Origin of the sequence: Streptomyces sp. NPDC058663 (genome assembly GCF_042716745.1) — a bacterium.
In the GTDB taxonomy this organism is placed as follows: Bacteria; Actinomycetota; Actinomycetes; order Streptomycetales; family Streptomycetaceae; genus Streptomyces.
Genome location: NZ_JBHXRV010000001.1, coordinates 178726 through 199803 on the forward strand (window position 1 = coordinate 178726; position 21078 = coordinate 199803).

General features: G+C 70.2%; 20 protein-coding genes. 6 read left to right on the top strand and 14 right to left on the bottom strand.

What is annotated here, in order from left to right:
• Positions 1 to 74 precede the first annotated feature (74 nt).
• The 4 genes from ACFWVV_RS00700 to ACFWVV_RS00715 form a co-directional block, all read right to left on the bottom strand.
• Positions 75 to 278 (bottom strand): cold-shock protein, encoded by a 204-nt coding sequence (locus ACFWVV_RS00700; protein ID WP_042169227.1) that lies wholly within the window; start codon positions 276 to 278, stop codon positions 75 to 77.
• Positions 279 to 633: 355 nt separating this feature from the next.
• The gene (locus ACFWVV_RS00705; protein WP_384343880.1) at positions 634 to 2712 is read right to left on the bottom strand and encodes a pectinesterase family protein; all 2079 of its coding nucleotides are present in this window, start codon (positions 2710 to 2712) and stop codon (positions 634 to 636) included.
• 314 nt (positions 2713 to 3026) lie between these two features.
• Positions 3027 to 3236 carry a DUF397 domain-containing protein gene (locus ACFWVV_RS00710; protein WP_384343877.1) on the bottom strand — a complete coding sequence of 70 codons (210 nt, stop codon included), beginning with the start codon at positions 3234 to 3236 and terminating at the stop codon, positions 3027 to 3029.
• Positions 3218 to 4060 (bottom strand): helix-turn-helix domain-containing protein, encoded by an 843-nt coding sequence (locus ACFWVV_RS00715; RefSeq protein ID WP_384343874.1) that lies wholly within the window; start codon positions 4058 to 4060, stop codon positions 3218 to 3220. Before ACFWVV_RS00715 ends, ACFWVV_RS00710 begins: the two co-directional genes overlap by 19 nt.
• Positions 4061 to 4283: 223 nt before the next feature.
• On the opposite strand from ACFWVV_RS00715, the gene ACFWVV_RS00720 reads away from it, so the two are divergent.
• The 3 genes from ACFWVV_RS00720 (at position 4284) to ACFWVV_RS00730 (ending at position 6905) form a co-directional block, all read left to right on the top strand.
• Complete coding sequence (locus tag ACFWVV_RS00720) at positions 4284 to 4565, top strand: hypothetical protein (RefSeq protein ID WP_384343871.1); 282 nt, start codon at positions 4284 to 4286, stop codon at positions 4563 to 4565.
• Positions 4562 to 4792 carry a hypothetical protein gene (locus tag ACFWVV_RS00725; protein WP_384343868.1) on the top strand — a complete coding sequence of 77 codons (231 nt, stop codon included), beginning with the start codon at positions 4562 to 4564 and terminating at the stop codon, positions 4790 to 4792. The genes ACFWVV_RS00720 and ACFWVV_RS00725 overlap by 4 nt, the downstream gene beginning before the upstream one ends.
• A 172-nt stretch (positions 4793 to 4964) precedes the next feature.
• Positions 4965 to 6905 carry a DNA/RNA helicase domain-containing protein gene (locus ACFWVV_RS00730; protein ID WP_384343865.1) on the top strand — a complete coding sequence of 647 codons (1941 nt, stop codon included), beginning with the start codon at positions 4965 to 4967 and terminating at the stop codon, positions 6903 to 6905.
• Between the two features lie 85 nt (positions 6906 to 6990).
• Here the strand turns inward: ACFWVV_RS00730 and ACFWVV_RS00735 are convergent, their stop codons facing one another.
• Entirely contained in the window at positions 6991 to 8409 is a 1419-nt protein-coding gene (locus ACFWVV_RS00735) for a class I SAM-dependent RNA methyltransferase (RefSeq protein ID WP_384343862.1), read from the bottom strand.
• A gap of 172 nt (positions 8410 to 8581) precedes the next feature.
• A complete protein-coding gene (locus ACFWVV_RS00740) occupies positions 8582 to 10624 on the bottom strand; it encodes an APC family permease (RefSeq protein WP_384343859.1) in 2043 nt (680 codons plus the stop codon).
• A gap of 232 nt (positions 10625 to 10856) precedes the next feature.
• Here ACFWVV_RS00740 and ACFWVV_RS00745 point away from each other — a divergent pair, with 232 nt between their 5' ends.
• Positions 10857 to 11522 carry a potassium channel family protein gene (locus ACFWVV_RS00745; protein WP_384343856.1) on the top strand — a complete coding sequence of 222 codons (666 nt, stop codon included), beginning with the start codon at positions 10857 to 10859 and terminating at the stop codon, positions 11520 to 11522.
• Entirely contained in the window at positions 11522 to 12202 is a 681-nt protein-coding gene (locus ACFWVV_RS00750) for a potassium channel family protein (protein WP_384343853.1), read from the top strand. The genes ACFWVV_RS00745 and ACFWVV_RS00750 overlap by 1 nt, the downstream gene beginning before the upstream one ends.
• 190 nt (positions 12203 to 12392) lie before the next feature.
• Here ACFWVV_RS00750 and ACFWVV_RS00755 read toward each other — a convergent pair whose 3' ends face one another.
• From ACFWVV_RS00755 to ACFWVV_RS00785, 7 genes are all read right to left on the bottom strand, one after another.
• Entirely contained in the window at positions 12393 to 13226 is an 834-nt protein-coding gene (locus ACFWVV_RS00755) for a DUF3159 domain-containing protein (protein ID WP_384343850.1), read from the bottom strand.
• A 3-nt stretch (positions 13227 to 13229) separates the two neighbouring features.
• Positions 13230 to 13628 (bottom strand): OB-fold nucleic acid binding domain-containing protein, encoded by a 399-nt coding sequence (locus ACFWVV_RS00760; protein WP_384343847.1) that lies wholly within the window; start codon positions 13626 to 13628, stop codon positions 13230 to 13232.
• A gap of 205 nt (positions 13629 to 13833) precedes the next feature.
• Positions 13834 to 14520, bottom strand: a complete 687-nt coding sequence (locus ACFWVV_RS00765) for a response regulator (RefSeq protein WP_384343844.1) — start codon at positions 14518 to 14520, stop codon at positions 13834 to 13836.
• Positions 14521 to 14567: 47 nt separating this feature from the next.
• On the bottom strand, positions 14568 to 17120 hold the full coding sequence (locus tag ACFWVV_RS00770; RefSeq protein ID WP_384343841.1) for an ATP-binding protein: 2553 nt from the start codon (positions 17118 to 17120) through the stop codon (positions 14568 to 14570).
• Positions 17121 to 17362: 242 nt separating this feature from the next.
• The gene (locus ACFWVV_RS00775) at positions 17363 to 18127 is read right to left on the bottom strand and encodes a DUF3710 domain-containing protein (protein WP_384343838.1); all 765 of its coding nucleotides are present in this window, start codon (positions 18125 to 18127) and stop codon (positions 17363 to 17365) included.
• Between the two features lies 1 nt (position 18128).
• Positions 18129 to 18689: a dUTP diphosphatase gene (dut, locus tag ACFWVV_RS00780; protein ID WP_384343835.1), complete on the bottom strand. Its 561-nt coding sequence runs from the start codon at positions 18687 to 18689 to the stop codon at positions 18129 to 18131.
• Positions 18686 to 19228: a PaaI family thioesterase gene (locus ACFWVV_RS00785; RefSeq protein WP_384344142.1), complete on the bottom strand. Its 543-nt coding sequence runs from the start codon at positions 19226 to 19228 to the stop codon at positions 18686 to 18688. Before ACFWVV_RS00785 ends, dut begins: the two co-directional genes overlap by 4 nt.
• 296 nt (positions 19229 to 19524) lie before the next feature.
• Between ACFWVV_RS00785 and ACFWVV_RS00790 the strand changes: the two genes are divergently transcribed.
• Entirely contained in the window at positions 19525 to 19992 is a 468-nt protein-coding gene (locus ACFWVV_RS00790; RefSeq protein WP_384343832.1) for a DUF3093 domain-containing protein, read from the top strand.
• An 87-nt stretch (positions 19993 to 20079) separates the two neighbouring features.
• Here ACFWVV_RS00790 and ACFWVV_RS00795 read toward each other — a convergent pair whose 3' ends face one another.
• Positions 20080 to 21069, bottom strand: a complete 990-nt coding sequence (locus ACFWVV_RS00795; RefSeq protein ID WP_384343830.1) for a hypothetical protein — start codon at positions 21067 to 21069, stop codon at positions 20080 to 20082.
• Between the last annotated feature and the right edge of the window lie 9 nt (positions 21070 to 21078).

Here is a 21078-nt window from a genome sequence, read left to right on the forward strand (position 1 = left end):
GGCACCGGAAATGCGTGCAGCTGGGGCCCGCACCCCGAAGGATGCGGGCCCCAGCTGCAGAGAGCGCGTCAGCGTCAGGCCGGAACGATGTTCTCGGCCGTCGGGCCCTTCTGGCCCTGAGCGATGTCGAAGTTCACCTTCTGGCCTTCGAGCAGCTCACGGAAGCCCTGGGCGGCAATGTTCGAGTAGTGGGCGAACACGTCAGCGCCGCCACCGTCCTGCTCGATGAAGCCGAAGCCCTTTTCCGCGTTGAACCACTTCACGGTACCAGTAGCCATTTTGAATCTCCTTTGGGGCAGTACATCGGAATCCGCACTGCACGGACTCCGTGTCGCCGCGATGATTGCCCCGACCGGAAAAGACCGGAAATACAAAAGTGCTCCCACCGGCAGGAGCCGGGCGGGGGCACTTGAAGTTTGGGAACCACAACTGCAACTGAGATCGACAGTAGCACGCCACTAAGGGGTGTGCGGAGTGCCCATTTCCACTTCGCTCATCGCGGTAAAAACTCTCACCACCCCGTTCACTAAACTCTCCCCTCACGGTCACAGATATTGATTTGCGAGCCCACGAAAAACCGCTGCTCGCCCCCGGGCATGGGGGCGTCCCCCGGGGGAACGCCCCCACGAAGGCTCAGACGGTGGTGGGCTTCCAGTCGCCGAACCAGTCCGCCGTCTCCTGGGCGGCGGCCTGGGCGTCCGTCAGGTGCGGGCGGTCACCGCCGGCCGCGCCCGCGCCCGGACCGCCGTTCCGGTACTCGGCGAAGCGGTCGTTCTTCCAGGAGAAGCCGCCCATGTCGGTCCAGGGAGCGGCCTTGACGGCCGCGCCGAGGGTGCTGTCGCGGACAGTGGTCTGCGGGTCCAGGCTCGCGTCGCCGCCGGCGTGCCAGGGACGGCCGAGGTGGAAGCTCCGGGCGGCCACGTCGCCGTCGACGGTGGTGCGGGTGATGAGGAACCCCTTGCGGCCGGCGGGGGTGCTGGGCGCGGTGACGTATCCGGCCGAGGTGCCGTTCCAGCGCTTCTTCAGGGTGAGGACGGACCTGTCGATGACCGCGGTGGCACGGCCGAAGACGAAGTCGGTGTTGCCGATGACGTAGGAGTTGGTCAGGTAGACCCGCCCCGTCCTCTCCTTGCCCGCCGTGTCGAGAAGGAGGGTGTCCTGGTCGCCGCTGATGATGAGGGCGTCCAGGCGGACGCGGTCGGCCGCGGTGCGCAGTGCCACCGCCTGCTGACCGTTCAGCTGCTGGTGCTTCGCCTCGTCGAAGTCGTTGGAGATGGTCAGGTTGCGGGCCTGGAAGTCGTCGGCCTCCACGGCGACGGTCGCGCTGCCGCCGGTGCCGTACGTGCCCGATCCGTCGGGCTTGGTCATCCCCGAGGCGTGGCCCTCCACGATGACAGTGTCCTTGCGGCTGCGGCCGGTGCCCTCGAAGGTGACGTGCGGCTTGTTCGCCGGGACCTTGACCGTCTCGCGGTAGGTGCCGGGGGCGATCCGGATCACGACGCGCGAGGTGTTGCCCGCCGGGACGGCGTCGACGGCCTGCTGCACGCTCCTGTACCGGCCGCTGCCGTCCTTGGCCACGGTCGGGCTGCCCGGTGCGGCGCCGGCCAGGGTCCCGGCGCTCACCGGCGCACCGATCGAACTCCGGGGGCCCGCACCGCCCTTGAGGAGCGCGGGGACGTTCACCGCCTTGTCGAGGGAGTACCGGTAGTACTTCGCCGGGTCGAACGCCGTGCCTCCGCTCTCGTTGCGGCCGCTGGTCCCGGAGAAGACGTTGCCGCGCTGGACGAGACCGGCCGTGCCGTCCTTGATGACGGGGTTGTTCACGCCCTGGAAGTAGCTGTTCTCCAGGACCATCCTGGTCCTGCCGCGCGCGTAGTTGCCGTACGACGAGGTGACGGCGGTGCCCGGGTCGTCCTGGAGGTAGTTGTTGTAGAGGTGGGCGTGGGCGACGTTGTCCGTGGAGGGGTTGCGCTGCCCGGTCTCCCGGAACCAGTTGTGGTGGATCGTCAGGTCGGCGGTCGCGTTGCTGGTCCAGCCGATGCCGAAGGTCTTGTTGTTGTTGCTCAGCCGGTTCCAGGACACCGTCACGTAGGTGGTGTCCTTGCGGCTGTCTATCAGCCCGTCGGCCATGTGCCGCAGGTCGTTGTGGTCGATCCACACGTGGTGCGCGCCGTCCATCTGGATGGCGTCCCAGTCGTGCTCCTTGTCGTTCCAGATGCCGTGGTGCGAGTCACGGATCGTCAGGTTCCGGATGATCACGTTGTGCACGCCCTGGCCGAGGAAGAACCCGCCGCCGACGATGTGCCCCGAGGTGCCCGCGCCGACGATCGTCTTGTCGGAGGCGACCTTGATCTCCTTGCCCTTGGGGTTCACCGGGATCGCGGCGGCCACCACGATGACGTACGGCTCCCGGGCGGTCGCGTACTTCTCCAGGTCGGCCAGGGTCCGCACGGTGACGGTCTTCCCGCCCCTGCCGCCGTACGTCCCCTTCTGCCCCAGCGCGTGGACCGAGGCGAACCCGTCGGCGGTGTCATCGGCCCACCCCGGTGCGGCGGCGGCCGCGGCCTTCGGCTGAGCATCCTCGCCGAACACCCCGAAGGCGGTGCCATAGGCCATGGCCCCCGCCGCGGCCAACGCCAGCGGACCCCCCACCAGCAGGACCGTCTTCCTCTTCCGGTGCCGCGCCTTGCCGTGGCCGTGCGACTTCGTCATGCGTGTGTTTCCCATCTGTACGAACGCGGGGGCACCCGCGAGGAGCGGGGCGTTCGACAGTTGCCGCTGGGCGGGGAAAGGTTGCCGTCCTGGCGGGTAAAGACGCCGTGGAACTCTTCCCCCGGCCCCCTCCAAGTTCCTCGAGGGCGACCGGCAGATGGAGCAGCGCAAGCACGGTCTCACCGACGATGTCCTGCGTGCGCGGCGACCGGCCGCCGCGACCAGAGGACGCCGTACCCCAAAGAGGTAGCCCTTCGAGCAACGGGCGACGGCCCCGCGATCCGAAAAGGTCTCGGGGCCGCTGCCTTGCCTGGTCAGTCCCCCAACTGTCCAGCGGTGACGGCCGAGATGAAAGTGGCCCAGCGCGTCGCCGGGAACACGAGCACCGGTCCATGCGGAAGCTTGCTGTCCCGCACTGGGATCACGGCAGCAAAGCCGTCAGAAACCTCAAGGCACTCGCCTCCGTCCTGATTGCTGTAGCTGCTCTTGCGCCAAGCTGCGGCACTCAGGTCGATGGGTCGCACAGCACTTCCTCCAACATGGCCAAGACGAACTTCCGCGACTCAGCTGGGGACAACGCCAGGTCGCGCATCGCATCGTACGCACGTTGCAAGCGCTCAACCGGAGGGTTCTCCTCGATGAGATCGCCTCTGTAGCCGTTCTCCGTGTAAGCAACCGTACGTCCGTCGGCGACCCGCAGGAACATCACGGTGGCGTTCATCAGGCCATGCAGCCCGACGGCCAACGGCAGTACCTGCATCGTCACATTCGGCCGCTCTGACAGTTCCGCCACGTACTGCAACTGCCCGCGCCACTCGCCGGAATCCCGCAACGGCGCTCGCAGCACCGCCTCCGACAGAATCGTCCGGAACGGCGGCGCATCCTCCCCCTCCAGCAACTCCCGTCGCCCCATCCGCGCCTCCACCTGCTGCTCGAGCTCCTTTCCCTTGAGCCCGCCTGCCGCCAGCACCTCCCGCGCGTACCCCGGTGTCTGCAACAGCCCCGGCAGCACGCTCACCGCGAAGTGCCACAGGCTCACCGCCTCGGCCTCCAGCGCCATGTACCGCCGGTAGCGCTCACGGAACTGCGTATGGTCGCCGGCCGCCAACTCCCACAGCGCCAGCAACAACCCTGGCGTCCCGTAATGCGTGTCCAGCGCCTGGACGACCTCCGGACTGCCGAGTGTCTCGCCCTTCTCCATCTTGCCGAACAGCGACCAGTCCCAGCCGAGCCTTTCCCCGAGCGCCCGCAGACTTATTCCGCTCGCGGTCCGCAACGTCCGCAATTCCTCGGCGAACCGCTGACGGGGTTCCTGGCTGCGGCCCGTGATGACGCGTCGCTGCGACATACCGCTCCCTCCGGAATGTACGCGTGACCGCTGTGGAACGCGTGGAACGACCTTCGCGTGGCCGGGAAGCAGAGTCCCGCCCACACCCCGGTCCCTCGCATCCGGCCGCACTCTCGTACTCGTCACGAGGTAACAACCGGACTACGCAGCGTAGTTCAGCCAGCGCAGCCGGGACCTGGAAACAGCAGGACTCCCCCACAACCGCACCCCGACGAGGACGAACATGACTTCTGCACCGCGCACCCCCCTCCCCCGCCGCACTCCCCGCAACCCCAAGATCCAAGAAGCCCTCCACGCCCGGGACGCACTTGCCGCCGCCCTCACTCGGGCCGGAGTCCAACTCCCCGCGATGGACATCCGCACCTACTCCCTGGGCAACCAGAAGGACGACCACGACGGGAACGACAGCGGTGACATCCCGTACGCCCTCGTCCACCTGGGCGTCTGCTCGGCTCCCGTGGCTCACCTGCTCGCGGACGTGATCAGCAGGGGAATCGCCGGGTGACCGAGGGCGCTGACGCGCTGCCCGCCGTGGGTGACGTCGTGCACCACGCCTCCCTCGACCGGGTGGGGCGGGTCATGGGACACGTCGGCCCGTACATCCAGCTACGCCCGCTCGCCGGCGGCCGGGAGTGGGACGCCGACCCGAGTCAACTCCGGACCCTTAACCAGTCTGAACTGCTCAGCGCTCTCGTTGCCGTGGCGAACGCCCGCAGCAGACAGCCGAGATGACGGGCAGCACGACCACGCATCACCGACTCCGCCGTCGCCGGACCTACGAGGCTCCATCAATCCCCTGCCCCTTGATCAACACCCTCCCCTAGGATGACCACAACCATCTCATCAGCGGCCCGACGGGCTTCCTGATCCGCCTCGCGTGAGCGCGCGGCGGGCACCGGAGGACATGCCCCCACCCGCACGAGTCTTCTTCGTGCTGCCTGGGGGCATTCCCTTGCTGTTCCGTGAGTCCGCGTCGTCCGTGGCCGCCCGCATCCTGGAAGGGTCGCTGGCGCTGCACCTGACCGAGAACTTCCGTCATCTGCACGGCCGGAGCGCCGGGCAGTCGGAAGTCAGGTCCTGGGAACGCAGTCTCCCCGCTCTCGTCAACGCGCTCTCTGAGGCCGGGCTCGACGACGTCGAGGTGCTGATCGAGTACAGCCTGCCCCTCACCAGCAAGCGCGCGGACGCCGTACTCGCCGGTGTGCACCCGGTCACGGGCGACCCGTCGTACGTCGTCGTGGAGTTGAAGCAGTGGGGCGAGGCCTACCCGCAGGAGGACGAGCCGCTGCTGTGTCGGATCGACGCGTACCGGGACGCCGTCCTCAACCCCATCGAGCAGGTCCGGGGCTACTGCGAGTACCTGCTGTCGTTCAACGGCGCACTGGAGCGCATGCCCGAGGCTCTCGCCGGGGTGGCCTTCCTGCACAACGCGACCGAGCACCGCATCGCGGGCCTGCGCGACGTCAAGGAGGACCAGCACGGCCGCATGTACACCGGTGAGCAGCGCGGTGCGTTCATGGACTTCCTTCGCTCGCGTCTCGCCGCGAAGCCCGGCGCCCAGGCCGCCGACGCCCTGCTCGCGGGGAGGATCCGCCCGTCGAAGCAGCTTATGGCTCTCGCGGCGGCCGAGATCCGCGACCGCGAGCAGTTCGTCCTCATCGCCGAGCAGCGAGTCGCCTACGAGCAGGTCATGTCCGCCGTCCGTAAGGCGAAGCGCTCCAATCACAAGCAGGTCGTGGTCGTGACCGGCGGTCCCGGCTCCGGTAAGAGCGTCGTCGCGCTGTCGTTGCTGGGCGAGCTGTACCGGCAGGGGGTGACGGCACTGCACGCCACCGGATCGGCGTCGTTCACCAAGACCATGCGCAAGATCGCCGGGGCGCGGAAGCCTGTCGTGCAGAAGCTGTTCATGTACTTCAACAGCTTTACGGCCGCCGAACCGAACGACATCGACGTACTGCTCTGTGACGAGGCCCACCGGCTGCGCAAGACGTCCGCGAACCGGTACACCAAGGCGGAGAACCGCACCGGCCGGCCGCAGGTGGACGAACTGATCGACGCCGCCCGGGTGCCGGTGTTCCTGCTCGACCAGCACCAGGTCGTACGGCCCGGCGAGATGGGCACGAAGGAGGAGATCCAGCGGGCCGCGACCGCACAGGGCCTTGAGTGCACCGTCGTGGAGCTGGACGGGCAGTTCCGGTGCGGGGGCAGTGACGCGTACGAGAAGTGGGTCGTGGACCTGCTCGGGCTCGACGGCGGCACACCCCACGCATGGGAGCCGGACGGCAAGCTGCGACTGCGGACCGCCGAGAGCCCGCAGGAGCTGGAGGACTTCCTCGTCGCACGGCGGGCGGAAGGGTACGGCGCACGGATCTCGGCCGGGTACTGCTGGAAGTGGACCCGTGAAATCCCTCCGGGCACCACGGAGTTGCCCACCGACGTCGTCATCGGCGAGTGGGCGAAGCCTTGGAACGTATTCGGCGACCGGGCCGTCCTCGGCGCGCCGCCCGCCCCGTTGTGGGCCAACGACCCCGCCGGATTCGGGCAGGTCGGCTGCGTCTACACAGCACAGGGCTTCGAGTACGACTGGTCGGGCGTCATCATCGGTCCCGACCTGGTGTGGCGGACCGACCACTGGGTCGTCGACCGCTCGGCGTCCAAGGACCCGATCTTCACGAAGGCGACGCCGGACGACGAGATCAACCGTCTGATCCGCAACACCTACAAGGTGTTGCTGACCCGGGGCATGGTCGGCACGGTCATCTTCTCGACGGACCAGGAGACGCGCGACAAACTGCGCTCGCTCGTGCAACCGGCGTCCGGCGTGCAGGTACCCGCGCGCGTGTAGTCAGTGCGAGCGAGGGGCGCGTCCGCCCGATCCGTTCCCCGGAAGGAATCAGGTCGAGCAGCTGCTTCTTGACTACGAGTCCACCTCAGTCGTCCTTTTTCACCGGCTCCAGAATCGCCACACACTCCACGTGATGCGTCATCGGGAAAAGGTCGAAAACCCGCAGCGTCCGGACCTTGTAGCCGCCCTCCGCGAAGTACGCCAGGTCGCGGGCCAGGGCGGCCGGGTCGCAGGCGACGTAGGCGATGCGGCGGGCGCCGAGGGTGGAGAGGTGCTTGACCGTCTGCTTGCCGGCGCCGGCGCGGGGCGGGTCGAGGACGATCAGGTCCGTTTCGGTGATGCCGGTGCGCGGGAGGACCTGGTCGACCTTGCCCTGTTCGATGCGGACGTTCTCCATCGAGGCGAGGTTGTGGCGGGCGTCCTCGACGGCGCGCTTGCCGGATTCGATGCCGAGGACGGCGCCGCGTTCGCCGACGCGCTCCGCGACCGAGCCGGCGAAGAGGCCGACGCCGCAGTAGAGGTCGAGGGCGGTCTCGCCCTTGCGGGGCATGAGGCCCTGCATGACCGCGCGCATCAGGGTGTCGGCGGCCTGCGGGTGGATCTGCCAGAAGCCGCCCATGCCGACGCGGTAGGTGCGGCCGTCCGCCCGCTCGCGGACGAAGGCGCGGCCGTGGACCTTGTGGACGCCGCCGTCCTTCTCGTGGACGCGGAGCACGGAGACCGGCTTGTCGAGCTCGACCAGGGGGAGGCGCCCGCCGGGGGCGGGGGTGAGGATGACCTGGCGGTCGCCCGAGCCGGTGGCGGCGATGGCCTCGACGGAGGCCATCTGCGGCCACTCGCGCTTCTCGATGCCGAGCTCGGAGACGCCCTCCGAGGCGATCATGCAGTGGTCGATGGGCTGGACGTCGTGCGAGCGGTGCTTGCGCAGGCCCGCCTTGCCTTCGGCGTCGATGGCGTACTGGACGCGGGTGCGCCACTGCGGGACCTGGCCGGCCGGCAGCTTGTCGCCCTCGGCGGGCATGACCGTGCCGTCCCACCCCGCGTCCTCGGGGGTGAGGCCGGCGAGGCGCAGCAGCTGTTCGGCGACGACTTCGCCCTTGAGCCGGCGCTGGGCGCCGGGCTTGGCGTGCTGCCAGTCGCAGCCGCCGCACTTGCCGGGGCCGGAGAACGGGCAGGGGGATTCGATCCGGTCCTTGGAGGCTTCCAGGATCGTCACCGCGTCGGCGCGCAGGAAGCGCGCGCCCTCGTCGCCGTCGGTGACGCGGGCGATGATCCGCTCGCCGGGGAGGGTGTGGCGGACGAAGAGGACCTGACCCTCGGAGGTGCGGGCGATGCAGTGGCCGCCGTGCGCGACGGGGCCGACCTCGACCTCGTACTCCGTACCGACGAGGGAGGTCTTGGGCTCCGTGCCGGCCGGAGACGCCTTGGGCTCCGTACCGGCCACAGCGGCCTTCGGCTCCTGCGGGGCGGCCGCTTCCTTCGATGCCTGGGATTCGGACTGCATGGTGGGGTGGCTCCAGGGGATCAAAGGGAAACGGCCGGACAACAGCCCACCAGTCTACGTGGGTGTCGTCCGGCCGTCCTACCAAGGCAACCCTGACCTGCTGACTGTCGGCGCGGCCGAGGAGGCCCTCGCCCGCCGGGCAGGGCGAGTCCCGGCCCGCGCCGTAGCCGGGTCAGCTCTTCGAGGTCTCCTTGGGGCGCCGGTCCACCGGGCCCCTGCGCACCGCGCCCGGGGCGTTCCAGTCCGCGCGCCGCTTGGCGCGCTTCTTGGCCGCCTCGGAGGATTCGAGCTGGTAGGGGACGGAGGTGACCATGACGCCCGGCGTGAAGAGCAGCCGGCCCTTGAGGCGCAGGGCGGACTGGTTGTGCAGCAGGTGCTCGTACCAGTGGCCGACCACGTACTCCGGGATGTAGACGGAGACCACGTCGCGCGGGCTTTCGCGGCGCAGGCCCTTCACGTACTCGACGATCGGGCGGGTGATCTCGCGGTACGGGGAGTCGAGGACCTTGAGCGGCACGTTGATGCCCCGGCGCTCCCACTCGTCGCGCAGGGCCTTGGTCTCGGCCGGGTCGACGCTGATGGAGAGCGCTTCGAGGCGGTCGGAGCGCATCAGCTTGGCGTACGCGAGGGCGCGCAGCGTCGGCTTGTGGACCTTGGAGACGAGGACGATGGAGTGCACCCGGGAGGGACGCAGGCTGTCGTCGGAGGGGCCGTCGGCGGCGGCGATCTCGTCGGCGACCCGGTCGTAGTGCTTCCGGATCGCGGACATCGTGCCGTAGAAGATCACCATGCCGAGCAGGGCGACCCACGCGCCGTGGGTGAACTTGGTGGCGAGCACGACGACCAGGACGAGGCCCGTGAAGAAGGCGCCGAAGGTGTTGATCGCGCGCGAGCGGATCATGCGGCGGCGCTTGGCCTGGTCCTTGGTGGTCTTCAGATGGCGGTTCCAGTGCCGGACCATGCCGATCTGGCTCAGAGTGAAGGAGACGAAGACTCCGACGATGTAGAGCTGGATGAGCTTGGTGGAGTCGGCGCCGTAGATCACGACCAGCAGGACGGCGGCGCCGGCCAGGAGCACGATGCCGTTGGAGAAGGCGAGGCGGTCGCCGCGGGTGTGCAGTTGGCGGGGCAGGTACCGGTCCTGGGCGAGGATCGAGCCGAGGAGCGGGAAGCCGTTGTACGCGGTGTTGGCGGCCAGGAAGAGCACCAGGGCGGTCGCGGCGGCGAGCAGGATGAAGAAGAAGGTGCCCTGGCCGAAGACCGCGGCGGCGACCTGGGAGATCACCGGGTTCTGGACGTAGCCGTCGCCGACCGGGACACCGTCGCGGATCAGGTCGACGGCCGGCTTCTCGGCCATCTTGACGCCGGTTTCCATGGCGAGCGCGATGATGCCGCAGAACATGACGACGGCCAGCGTGCCCATCATGGCCAGCGTCGAGGCGGCGTTCTTGGACTTCGGCTTGCGGAAGGCGGGTACGCCGTTGGAGATCGCCTCGACGCCGGTGAGGGCGGCACAGCCGGAGGAGAAGGCGCGCAGAAGCAGGAAGACCAGGGCAAATCCGGCCAGTCCCGGATGTTCGGGTTTGATCTCCAGGTCGGCGGTGGGCGCGCTCATGCTGTCGCCGGTCAGCGCCCGGTAGGTGCCCCAGGCCAGCATGATGAAGACGCCGGCGACGAAGACGTAGGTGGGGATGGCGAAGAGCTTCCCGGACTCCTTCATGCCGCGCAGGTTGAGCAGGGTGAGCAGCACGATGACGCCTACCGCGCAGAGCACCTTGTGCTCGACGACGAAGGGGACGGCCGAGCCGAGGTTCTCGATGCCGGAGGAGATCGACACGGCGACCGTCAGGACGTAGTCGACCAGCAGGGCGCTGGCGACGGTGAGTCCGGCCTTCGGGCCGAGGTTGGTGTTGGCGACCTCGTAGTCGCCGCCGCCGCTCGGGTAGGCGTGCACGTTCTGTCGGTAGGAGGCCACCACGGTGAACATCAGGACGACGACCGCGAGTGCGATCCACGGGCTGAAGTGGTACGCCGAGACGCCCGCGATGGAGAGTACGAGCAGGACTTCTCCGGGCGCGTAGGCGACGGAGGAGAGCGGGTCGGAGGCGAAGACGGGAAGTGCGATGCGCTTGGGGAGGAGCGTTTCTCCCAGCTTGTCGCTGCGCAGGGCCCGGCCGATCAGGATCCGTTTGGGCACGTCGGTCAGTTTGGACACGCAGAGGATCGTAAGGGGTCGAACGGGCATGGCCCGTCCACCACCCCAGGGGCGACGCGGAATCATCAGGGACCCGGCGGGGCGCGGTCCGGTCGGTCGGGAAGGTCGCTGACCGGGGGTCCCCGGGGGACACCGCGCGTGTGTAGCTTTGGCGGCGGTCTGAGACTCTTGTGAGTCCGACTCGAAGTCGGCGAAAACTATTGATGGACTCTTAACGGCCGGAAGGACGGACGTGCACGTCGTCATCATGGGCTGCGGGCGAGTGGGAGCCGCTCTCGCGCAGACTCTGGAGCAGCAGGGGCACACGGTCGCAGTGGTCGACCAGGACCCCACGGCCTTCCGCCGACTGGGATCCGGGTTCGGTGGCCGCAGGGTCACCGGGGTCGGTTTCGATCAGGACACCCTCCGCGAGGCGGGCATCGAGGAGGCCGGGGCGTTCGCCGCCGTCAGCAGCGGGGACAACTCGAACATCATCGCGGCCCGGGTGGCCCGCGAGATGTTCGGCATCGAGCACGTCGCTGCCCGTATCTACGACCCGCGCCGCGCCGAGGTGTACCAGCGCCTGGGCATTCCCACGGTCGCCACGGTCCGCTGGACCGCCGACCAGATGCTGCGCCGGCTGCTGCCTTCGGGCGCGGAGCCGCTGTGGCGCGACCCGAGCGGGGGTGTGCAGCTCGCCGAAGTGCACATCGCGCCGTCCTGGATCGGTCACAAGATCAGCAAGCTGCAGGAGGAGACGGGCGTGCGCGTCGCGTTTCTCACCCGGCTGGGCGAGGCGGTCCTGCCGTCCTCGCAGACGGTGCTGCAAGAGGGCGACCTCGTCCACGTGATGATGCACACGCACGAGATCGCGAAGGTCGAGGCGGCCTGTTCGCTGGGTCCCGAGGAAGGTCAGTGATGAGGGTCGCGATTGCCGGAGCCGGTGCGGTGGGGCGTTCCATCGCGGGCGAGCTGCTGGAGAACGGGCACGAGGTGCTCCTGATCGACAAGGCGCCGACCGCCATCTCGGTGGAGCGGGTGCCGACGGCGGAGTGGCTGCTGGCCGACGCCTGTGAGATCACCTCGCTGGACGAGGCGGCGCTGCAGCGCTGCAACGTCGTGATCGCGGCGACCGGTGACGACAAGGTCAACCTGGTCGTCTCGCTCCTCGCCAAGACCGAGTACGGGGTGCCGAGGGTGGTGGCCCGGGTCAACAACCCGAAGAACGAGTGGCTGTTCAACGAGTCGTGGGGCGTCGATGTCGCGGTGTCCACGCCGCGCCTGATGTCGGCGCTGGTCGAGGAGGCGGTGAGCGTCGGCGATCTCGTACGGCTGCTGCGCTTCAGCCACGGCGACGCCAACCTGGTCGAGCTGACGCTGCCGCCCGAGTCCGCGCTGGCGGGCATCCAGGTCGGCGACGTGGACTGGCCGGTGGACACCTCGCTGGTCACCATCATCCGCGGCACCCGGGTGCTGACACCGACTCCGGAGGAGACCCTGGAGCCGGGCGACGAGCTGCTGTTCGTGGCGGCGCAGGCACGCGAGGAGCAGCTGGAGGACCTGTTGTCGGTACGCAGCGAGGGCGCGCCGAAGAGCTGAGTCCGGCGGGGCGGGCGGGGGGTGGTCCGAAAGGCTTCCCCCGAGGCCCGGCCGGACGAGGCCGGCCCGGTCCGGTACGCAGGAGGGCCGTCCGGTCCGATACGCAAGGAGGGCCGTCCGGTCCGATACGCAAGGAGGGCCCCGCACCGAATGACGGTGCGGGGCCCTCCTTGCGTACCTGCGGCCGGAATCAGGCCTCGTTGCGCCGGGCCGACGCAGCGGCCTTGCGCTCCTGCTCGGCCTTCTCCTCGGCCTCCATCTCCGCGAAGACGTCGATGGGGGCGGGTGCCTTGGCGAGGAAGACCCAGGTCAGCCAGACCGCGAGCAGGAACGGCGGGATCTTGAGCGCCACGACCACCCAGCCGAACTTGGTGGTGTCCGCCCACCAGTACAGCGGGAAGAGGATCGCGCACTTGGTGAACAGGATCAGGCCCCAGGCATAGCTGGCCTTCGTGTACGCCTTCTTGCGTCCGGGGTTACGGGTGCGCCAGGAGAGGTTCTCCTTGAACACCGGGCCCAGGATCAGTCCGATCAGCGGCACTCCGGCGGCCGCGCTGATCAGGTACGCGAGGGAGAGGCCGAGGGTGTAGAGCATGCCCGGCAGCATGAAGTCCTTGGCGTTGCCGGTCATCATCGCGAAGACCACGCCGAAGGCCACTCCGAAGACGCCGCTGAAGGCGTGCTTCATGGTGTCCTTGCGGATCAGCCGGACGAGGACCAGCAGCAGCGAGACCCCGAGGGCCGCGATCGCCGAGATGTGCAGGTCCTTGTTGATCGTGAAGATGGTCACGAAGAGCAGGCCCGGCAGCACGGTCTCCACCATGCCGCGCACGCCGCCGAACGCGTCGAAGAGTGCCGCTTCGGTGACGGCCTTCGCGGCGGGGTCCTGCGGCGGCGCGTCCGCGGGTACGACGTAGGGGCGCGGGGAGTCCGGCCCCTGGGCGGCGGCCTCGGCCGACTCATGGGGCCCTGCGGCAGCGTCGTCCTGGTGGGGGGACGCGGTCGGCTTGTCGAAAGACGTCACCGGCTACTCCTGTCCGAGCGGTCGGAGTTCGTATTTGGGGTTGAAGAGCACGCGGCGGCCGTGGCTCATGGAGATCCGGCCGCTCGCGATGAGTTTGCGGCCCGGCTCGATGCCCACGATGGAGCGGCGGCCCAGCCAGACGACGTCCAGGGGCGCCGTGCCGTCGAACAGCTCGGCCTCCAGGGCGGGCACTCCGGCGCGCGGGCGCAGCGTGACCGTGCGCAACGTACCAGTCACCTTGACGATCTGCCGGTCGTTGCAGGCAGATATGGGGGTGCAGCCGGTGGACTGGGTGTCCTCCTGGAGCTCGGCGGAGTGCAGGTCCTCCTGCGAGCTGGACAGGCGGTCGAGCATCCGGCGGAACCGCCCGGTCGGCTTGTCGGGTCGTGGTACGGCACTCATACCGGAAGCGTACCGGGGTATGGACCCGCGGGGTCACCCGCCGTAGTCACGACCTGCCCGTCGGCCGCCTGCGGCCGGTCACCGTCCCTGCTCGCCTCCCACGGCCGAGTACTCACCGCTCGAAGCGGTACCCCATCCCCGGCTCCGTGATGCCGCACCCCCCGGGGCAACCCCCGGACCCCCGGCCACGCCCCCGGCCCGGCCCCTACCGCTCGAAGCGGTACCCCATCCCCGGCTCCGTGATGAAGTGCCTGGGGTGGGCCGGGTCGGTCTCCAGCTTGCGGCGGAGCTGTGCCATGTAGACCCGCAGATAGTTGGTCTCGGTGCCGTACGAGGGGCCCCACACCTCCTGGAGCAGCTGCTTCTGGCTGACCAGGCGGCCGGTGTTGCGGACCAGCACCTCCAGCAGGTGCCACTCGGTCGGGGTGAGCCGTACGTCGCGGCCCTCCCGGTGCACCTTCTTCGCGGCGAGGTCGACGGCGAAGCCCTCGGTCTCCACGATTACGTCGCCCTCCTCGGCCCCGCCGACGGGCTCGGCCCTGCGGACCGCGGCGCGCAGCCGGGCGAGGAGCTCGTCCATGCCGAACGGCTTGGTGACGTAGTCGTCGGCGCCCGCGTCCAGCGCCTCGACCTTCTCGTCGGAGGTGTGCCGGGCGGACAGCACCAGGATCGGTACGCGGGTCCAGCCGCGCAGCCCCTTGATGACGTCGACGCCGTCCATGTCGGGCAGCCCGAGGTCGAGCACCACCACGTCGGGGTGGCGGGCGGCGGCCAGCTGCAGGGCGGAGGCCCCGTCGGCCGCCGCGTCCACCTCGTACTTGCGCGCCTTCAGGTTGATCACGAGGGCGCGCACGATCTGCGGCTCGTCGTCGACCACGAGCACCCGGGTCATGGGGACCTTCCTCACTGCTGTCGGAGCTGTCGTAGGGGGCCGCGGGCTCATGAGAGCACCTGGGCCGGGAATGCGGGGTGCACCGGGGCCTGTCCCGGTGCCACCTTGAGGGTGACGACCATGGTCATGCCGCCGCCGGGGGTGTCCTCGGCGCTGAGCGTGCCGCCCATCGACTCGACGAATCCGCGGGCGACCGCGAGACCGAGGCCGACCCCGGCGCCGCGGGGGGCGTCCCCGTACCGCTGGAACGGTTCGAAGATGCGTTCCTTGCTGTCGTCGGGGACGCCGGGGCCGCGGTCGGTGATCCGGACTTCCACGCGGTCGCCGAGCGCGCTCGCGGACACCGTGACCGGGGCGTTTCCGGGGCTGTACTTGACGGCGTTCTCGACGAGGTTGGCGGCGGCGCGCTCCAGCAGGCCGCGGTCGACCGCGACCATCGGCAGGGTCTCCGGGATGTCCAGGTGCACGCTGTCGTCGGGGACGCCGACCAGTGCCATCGGGATGACCTCGTCGAGGTCGGTCTCGCGGATCAGCGGGGTGACGGTGCCGGTCTGGAGGCGGGACATGTCGAGCAGGTTGCCGACGAGGTGGTCGAGCCGGTCGGCGCCCTCCTCGATGCCTGCCAGCAGCTCCGCCTCGTCCTCCGCTGACCAGGACACGTCGTCGGACCGCAGGGAGGTCACGGCGGCCTTGATGGAGGCGAGGGGGGTGCGCAGGTCGTGGCTGACGGCGGCGAGCAGGGAGGTGCGGATCTTGTTGCCCTCGGCCAGCCTGCGGGCCTCCTCGGCCTGTCCGACCAGGCGCTGGCGGTCCAGTACGACGGCGGCCTGGGCGGCGAAGGCGGCGAGCACCCGGCGGTCCTCGGCGGGCAGCACCCGGCCGGAGAGGGCGAGCGCCATGTGGTCGCCGACCGGCATGTCGACCTCGGCGTCCTCGGGGCGCTCGGCGGGCCGGGGGCCGACGCTGCCCGCGCAGGTCCAGGGGGCGACGTCGCCGGCCCGCTCCAGGAGGGCCACGGACTCCATGGAGAAGGTCTCCCTGACCCGCTCCAGCAGGGCGTCCAGGCTGGTCTCGCCGCGCAGCACGCTGCCCGCGAGGAAGGACAGGATCTCGGACTCGGCGCGCAGCCTGGCCGCCTGGTGGGTGCGGCGGGCGGCCAGGTCGACGACGGAGGCGACGGAGACGCCGACCGCGAAGAAGATCACGATGGCGACGATGTTCTTGGGATCGTCGATCGTGAGGGTGCGGGTGGGCGGGGTGAAGTAGAAGTTGAGCAGTAGCGAGCCCGAGGCGGCGGCGGCCAGGGCCGGCCACAGGCCGCCGAGCAGGGCGGCGAGCACCGTCAGGAAGAGGTAGAGCAGGACGTCGTTGGCGAGGCCGGGGACGTTGTAGATGCTGAGCAGCAGGAAGGTCAGCAGGACCGGGCCGAGGACGCCGACCAGCCAGCCCGCCAGGATCCGGGAGGCGCCCAGTCTGGCGCCCCGGGCGACCGGGAGGCCGCGGCCCTTGGCGACCTCGTCGTGGGTGACGATGTGGACGTCGAGGTCGGGTCCCGAGTCGCGGGCGACGGTCTGGCCGACACCGGGGCCGAAGACGTACTGCCAGGTCTTGCGGCGGCTGGAGCCGAGCACGATCTGGGTGGCGTTGACCCCGCGGGCGAACTCCAGCAGGGAACTCGGTACGTCGTCGCCTATGACGTGGTGGAAGGTGCCGCCCAGGTCCTCGACGAGGGTGCGCTGGACGGCGAGCTCCTTGGGGGACGCGGAGGTCAGGCCGTCGCTGCGGGCGACGTACACGGCGAGGATCTCGCTGCCTGAGCCCTTGGCGGCCATCCGCGAGGCCCGGCGGATGAGGGTGCGGCCCTCGGGCCCGCCGGTGAGGCCGACGGCGATCCGCTCGCGGGCCTGCCAGGTGGAGCGGATGTTGTGCTCGCCCCGGTACTGCTGGAGGTATTCGTCGACCCGGTCGGCGACCCACAGCAGGGCCAGCTCGCGCAGGGCGGTGAGGTTGCCGGGGCGGAAGTAGTTCGAGAGGGACGCGTCGATCTTGTCGTGCCGGTAGATGTTGCCGTGCGCCATCCGGCGGCGCAGCGCCTGGGGCGACATGTCGACCAGCTCTATCTGATCGGCGCGGCGGACCACCTCGTCGGGGACGGTCTCGCGCTGGCGCACGCCGGTTATCGACTCGACCACGTCGCCCAGCGACTCCAGGTGCTGGATGTTGACCGTCGATATGACGTCGATGCCGGCCTGGAGGAGTACTTCGACGTCCTGCCAGCGCTTGGCGTTGCGGGAACCGGGGACGTTGGTGTGCGGCAGTTCGTCGACGAGCGCGACGGCGGGATCGCGGGCCAGGACGGCGTCCACGTCCATCTCGGTGAAGGTGGTGCCGCGGTAGGCGATCTCGCGGCGGGGCACCTCTTCGAGGCCGTGCAGCATGACCTCGGTGCGCGGGCGGCCGTGGTGCTCGACGAAGGCGACCACGCAGTCGGTACCGCGCTCCACCCGGCGGTGGGCCTCGGAGAGCATGGCGTACGTCTTGCCCACTCCCGGTGCCGCGCCGAGGTAGATCCGGAGTTTTCCTCGTGTCCCGCGTCCCATGGCCTCATTGTCTTTCACGTGGACACAGGCAGCCTGTGTGCGCTGCTGCCGACCCTACGTCCAGGGATGCCGACAAATCCGACATGGTCCTGGTCGGCGGGGTGGCCTTGACGCGATTCTGATGTAGCGGGCGGCAAGGGAGCCGGGGACCGGAAAGGCCAGTGGCCCGCACCCCTCGGGGATGCGGGCCACCGGCCGCGTACGCGTCGCGCGTCAACCGGACGCGCCCTGCACGAAGACGCTCAGCGCACCTCGGTGATCTCGGGGCCGCGCTGCAGCTGCCCCATGCCGCCGGAGAAGCGGGACTCCGCCTGCTCCTCCTGCTGGACGCCCTCGGCGACCATCTGCGCGTCGTCGGGAAGCTTCAGGACGATCGGGTCGCGCGGAGCCATCGGCCCCTCGCCCCGGACGACCACGGTGTCCAGGAAGATCTGCTCCAGGACGCCCGCGGCCTCCGGCTGCACCGCGCCCTGACCGGAGATCACTCCGCGCAGGAACCAGCGGGGCCCGTCCACACCGACGAAACGCACCATCTGCACACCGCTGTTGCCGTCGGGCAGCTGTACGGGGACCTGGGCGCGCAGCTCCCAGCCCAGCGGCCCCTCGACCTCGTCGATGACGCCTCCCTGCGCGGTGATGCCGGTGGCGATCTCCTCGCGGACCTCGCCCCAGATGCCTTCCTTCTTCGGCGCCGCGAAGGCCTGCAACTGGATGGCGCTGTCCCGCAGGACGACCGTGGCGGCGACGATCGCGTCGCCCGCGACCTCCACCCGCAGCTCCATGCCGTCGACCCCGGGCACGAAGATGCCGCCCAGGTCGACCCGGTCCTGGCCGGGCTCGGAGACCTCGGAGACGTCCCAGGGGCCGTCGGGGCGCGGCGCCGGCGGCAGGTTCACCCTGCGCTCGCCGTCCGCGGCCTCGGCACCGTCGGACCGGTCCTCGGCGACCTGCTCGGTCACGCCCGCCTCGTCCTCGGCGGATTCGCTCTTCTTGCGACGTCCGAACACGTCACTGTCCTTCCCGGTCGGTAACGACCGAAGCGTATGAGTTCCCACCCGTTGAGTCATCCGGGCCGTCCACCGAGCCGTCCCCCGGAGCACCCGCGGGGCCGCCCACCGCGGCGTGGCCGCCGGTGGACCCGAAGCCCCCCTCGGCCCGCGCCGAGCCGGGAAGTTCCGCGACCTCGTGGAAGCGCACCTTCTCGACCTGCTGGACGACCAGTTGGGCAATCCGGTCGAACCGCTCGAACCGCACGCTCTCGCGCGGGTCCAGATTGACCACGATCACCTTGATCTCCCCACGGTACCCGGCATCCACCGTCCCCGGGGCATTCACGAGAGCCAGACCGCAGCGGGCGGCGAGCCCGGAACGCGGGTGCACGAAGGCGGCGTACCCGTCGGGCAGCGCGATCGAGACTCCGGTGGGCAGCACCGCCCGCTCGCCGGGAGCGAGTTCACAGGCCTCGGTGGTGACCAGGTCTGCCCCGGCGTCACCGGGGTGGCCGTACGACGGAAGCGGTACGCCGGGGTCCACCCGGCGGATGAGTACGTCGACGGGGTTGCGGCTCATGGGTTCACCTCGAAGGCGCGGGCGCGCCTGGCCTGGTCGGGGTCGGCCATGGCGGCCCGGATCTCCTCCGGGCGGCCGTTGTCGATGAAGTGGTCGACCTTGACTTCGATGAAGAGGGCGTCCGCGCGGACCGCGACGGGCCCCTCGGGGCCGCCGATCCGGCCGGTCGCCGTGGAGTAGATCTTCCGCCCGTGGACCGCGGTGACCTCGGCGTCGAGGTGCAGCACGGTGCCGACGGGCACCGGGCGGACGAAATCGGTCTCCAGCCTTCCGGTCACCGCGATCACCCGCAGCAGCCAGTTCAGCGAGCCGAGCGTCTCGTCCAGAGCCGTCGCCAGTACGCCGCCGTGGGCGAGCCCGGGGGCTCCCTGGTGGGCCGCCTGGACGGTGAACTCGGCACTCACGCACACGCCCTCGCCTGCCCTGGCCTGCAGGTGCAGCCCGTGCGGCTGTCCGTCGCCGCAGCCGAAGCAGTGTTCGTAGTGCGCGCCGAGGAGCTCTCCCGGGGCAGGGGCTTCGGGATGCCGGACGGGGGTTATGGCCTCGGCCGGGGGCGTCAGGGCCGTGGAGCCGGCCGGGCGTCCGGGGGTCGACTCCCGGAGGTTCTCAGTACTCACAGGCGCAGACCTTACTTCGGTTTGGCTCCTGGAAGGCAGTCGGTCCCCGGCCGCCGGCCCGCCCGTGCGGCCGGGGTACGGGGACTGTTCGCCGTTGTCCGCCCAGAAGTACGGCCCCGCCCCGCGCGGCCGGGGTACGGGGGCTGTTCCCCGGTGTCCGTCCGGAGGTCCGGCCCCGCGTCGCGGAGCGCGGGCCGCGCCGTGCCAAGCTGGACGGCATGCAGTCCTACGAAGAACGCCTGACCGCGCCCCGTTCCTGGTGGTTCATCGCCGTCCTGGTGGGCATCGCGTGCGGGCTGATCCTGCTGCCCCTGGGGTTGCTGCCGATGCTGGGCGGGGTGATCGGCGGGATCGCGCTGTCGGCCGTCGCCGTGAGCACGTACGGCTCGGCGCGGATCAGGGTGGTGGGCGGCTCGCTCATCGCGGGCGACGCCCGGATTCCGGTGTCCGCGCTGGGCGAGGCCGAGGTGCTGGACGCCGAGGAGGCCCGCGCCTGGCGCACCCACAAGGCCGACCCGCGCGCCTACATGCTGCTGCGCGCCTACATCCCGACGGCGCTGCGGGTCCGCGTCACGGACCCCTCGGACCCGACGCCGTACGCGTACCTCTCGACCCGCCATCCGCAGGCCCTGGCGGACACGCTGGCGGCGGCGCGGACGAGGACGGCCGAGCCCGCCGAGGGCTGACGCGGCCGGCCCGGGGCGGACACCGCCGACTGCGGGCCGATGCCACCGCCTGCAGGCCCGGCGCCGGATCCCCGGCCCGTGCCGGGGTCAGTCGGCCGGCTTTCCGGGGTCCTCGCCTGCCTCCAGTTCCCTGAGCTCCTTCGCGTGGTCCAGCGCGGGCAGCTCCGGCAGAGCGTCCCAGGGAATCTGCCTGCGCCGCAGGTCCTCGCAGACGTGCTCGGCGAGCTTTCTGGTGTCGCGGCGGTTCATGACCGCGCCCACGGCGGCGCCGACCATGAACGGCATCAGGTTCGGCAGGTTGCGCACCATGCGCTTCATGATCTGCTGGCGCAGTTCGCGCTTCATCTGCCCGCCGAGCGCCAGGTTCAGCGTGGTGGGCTTGGTGATGTCGACACCGCGCTCCTCGGTCCAGGAGCCGAGATAGGCGACGGTGCGCTGCTTGAGATTGCCCGGCGGGCGCTGTCCGTAGACCTCGTGCAGCTCCGCGATGAGCTTGAGCTCGATCGCGGCGACGCCGGTGATCTCGGCGGCCAGCTCGGCCGGCATGGCGAGCGGCACGGGCAGCATCGCGGCCGCTCCGATGCCCGCGCCCACGGTGGACGTGGCGTTGGCGGCACCCGCCACCAGTTTGTCCGCCAGCTGGTCCGGGGTGAGCCCCGGGAACTGCCGGCGCAGGGTCGCCAGGTCCCGCACGGGAACGCGCGGGGCGTTCTCGATGATCCGGTCGGCGAGGTGGCCGATCCCCGCCCTGGCACTCTCCCCGCTCTTGCGTACGCCCTGTCTGAGGGCCGCCAGACGCCGGGTCCCGGTCACGGACCCCTTCGATGCGCCGAGCCGGGCCACAAGGCCCCGCCCGCCGTCATGTGCGCCGGCGGCGTCACTCCGATCGCCGCCCGCCCGTCCGGTGGCCGAAACCTCGGAACCGGTGGACGAGGTGGACGGCAGGAGAGTCGCGGACTCGCCGGGCGCCAGTGCGGCGTCCTGCGGGCCCGTGCCTTCCGGGTGTGATTCCTGTGGTGCCTCCGACGCCTTCTTGCGCCGGAAAGGCCGCTTCCTGAACGGTGTCGCGCCAGTCACGGCCGACCC

Coding starts and splice junctions, on each gene's coding strand:
- ACFWVV_RS00700 (WP_042169227.1), bottom strand. CDS start 278: ATGGCTACTGGTACCGTGAAGTGGTTCAACGCGGAAAAGGGCTTCGGC.
- ACFWVV_RS00705 (WP_384343880.1), bottom strand. CDS start 2,712: ATGACGAAGTCGCACGGCCACGGCAAGGCGCGGCACCGGAAGAGGAAG.
- ACFWVV_RS00715 (WP_384343874.1), bottom strand. CDS start 4,060: ATGTCGCAGCGACGCGTCATCACGGGCCGCAGCCAGGAACCCCGTCAG.
- ACFWVV_RS00720 (WP_384343871.1), top strand. CDS start 4,284: ATGACTTCTGCACCGCGCACCCCCCTCCCCCGCCGCACTCCCCGCAAC.
- ACFWVV_RS00730 (WP_384343865.1), top strand. CDS start 4,965: ATGCCCCCACCCGCACGAGTCTTCTTCGTGCTGCCTGGGGGCATTCCC.
- ACFWVV_RS00735 (WP_384343862.1), bottom strand. CDS start 8,409: ATGCAGTCCGAATCCCAGGCATCGAAGGAAGCGGCCGCCCCGCAGGAG.
- ACFWVV_RS00750 (WP_384343853.1), top strand. CDS start 11,522: ATGAGGGTCGCGATTGCCGGAGCCGGTGCGGTGGGGCGTTCCATCGCG.
- ACFWVV_RS00760 (WP_384343847.1), bottom strand. CDS start 13,628: ATGAGTGCCGTACCACGACCCGACAAGCCGACCGGGCGGTTCCGCCGG.
- ACFWVV_RS00765 (WP_384343844.1), bottom strand. CDS start 14,520: ATGACCCGGGTGCTCGTGGTCGACGACGAGCCGCAGATCGTGCGCGCC.
- ACFWVV_RS00770 (WP_384343841.1), bottom strand. CDS start 17,120: ATGGGACGCGGGACACGAGGAAAACTCCGGATCTACCTCGGCGCGGCA.
- dut (WP_384343835.1), bottom strand. CDS start 18,689: ATGAGCCGCAACCCCGTCGACGTACTCATCCGCCGGGTGGACCCCGGC.
- ACFWVV_RS00790 (WP_384343832.1), top strand. CDS start 19,525: ATGCAGTCCTACGAAGAACGCCTGACCGCGCCCCGTTCCTGGTGGTTC.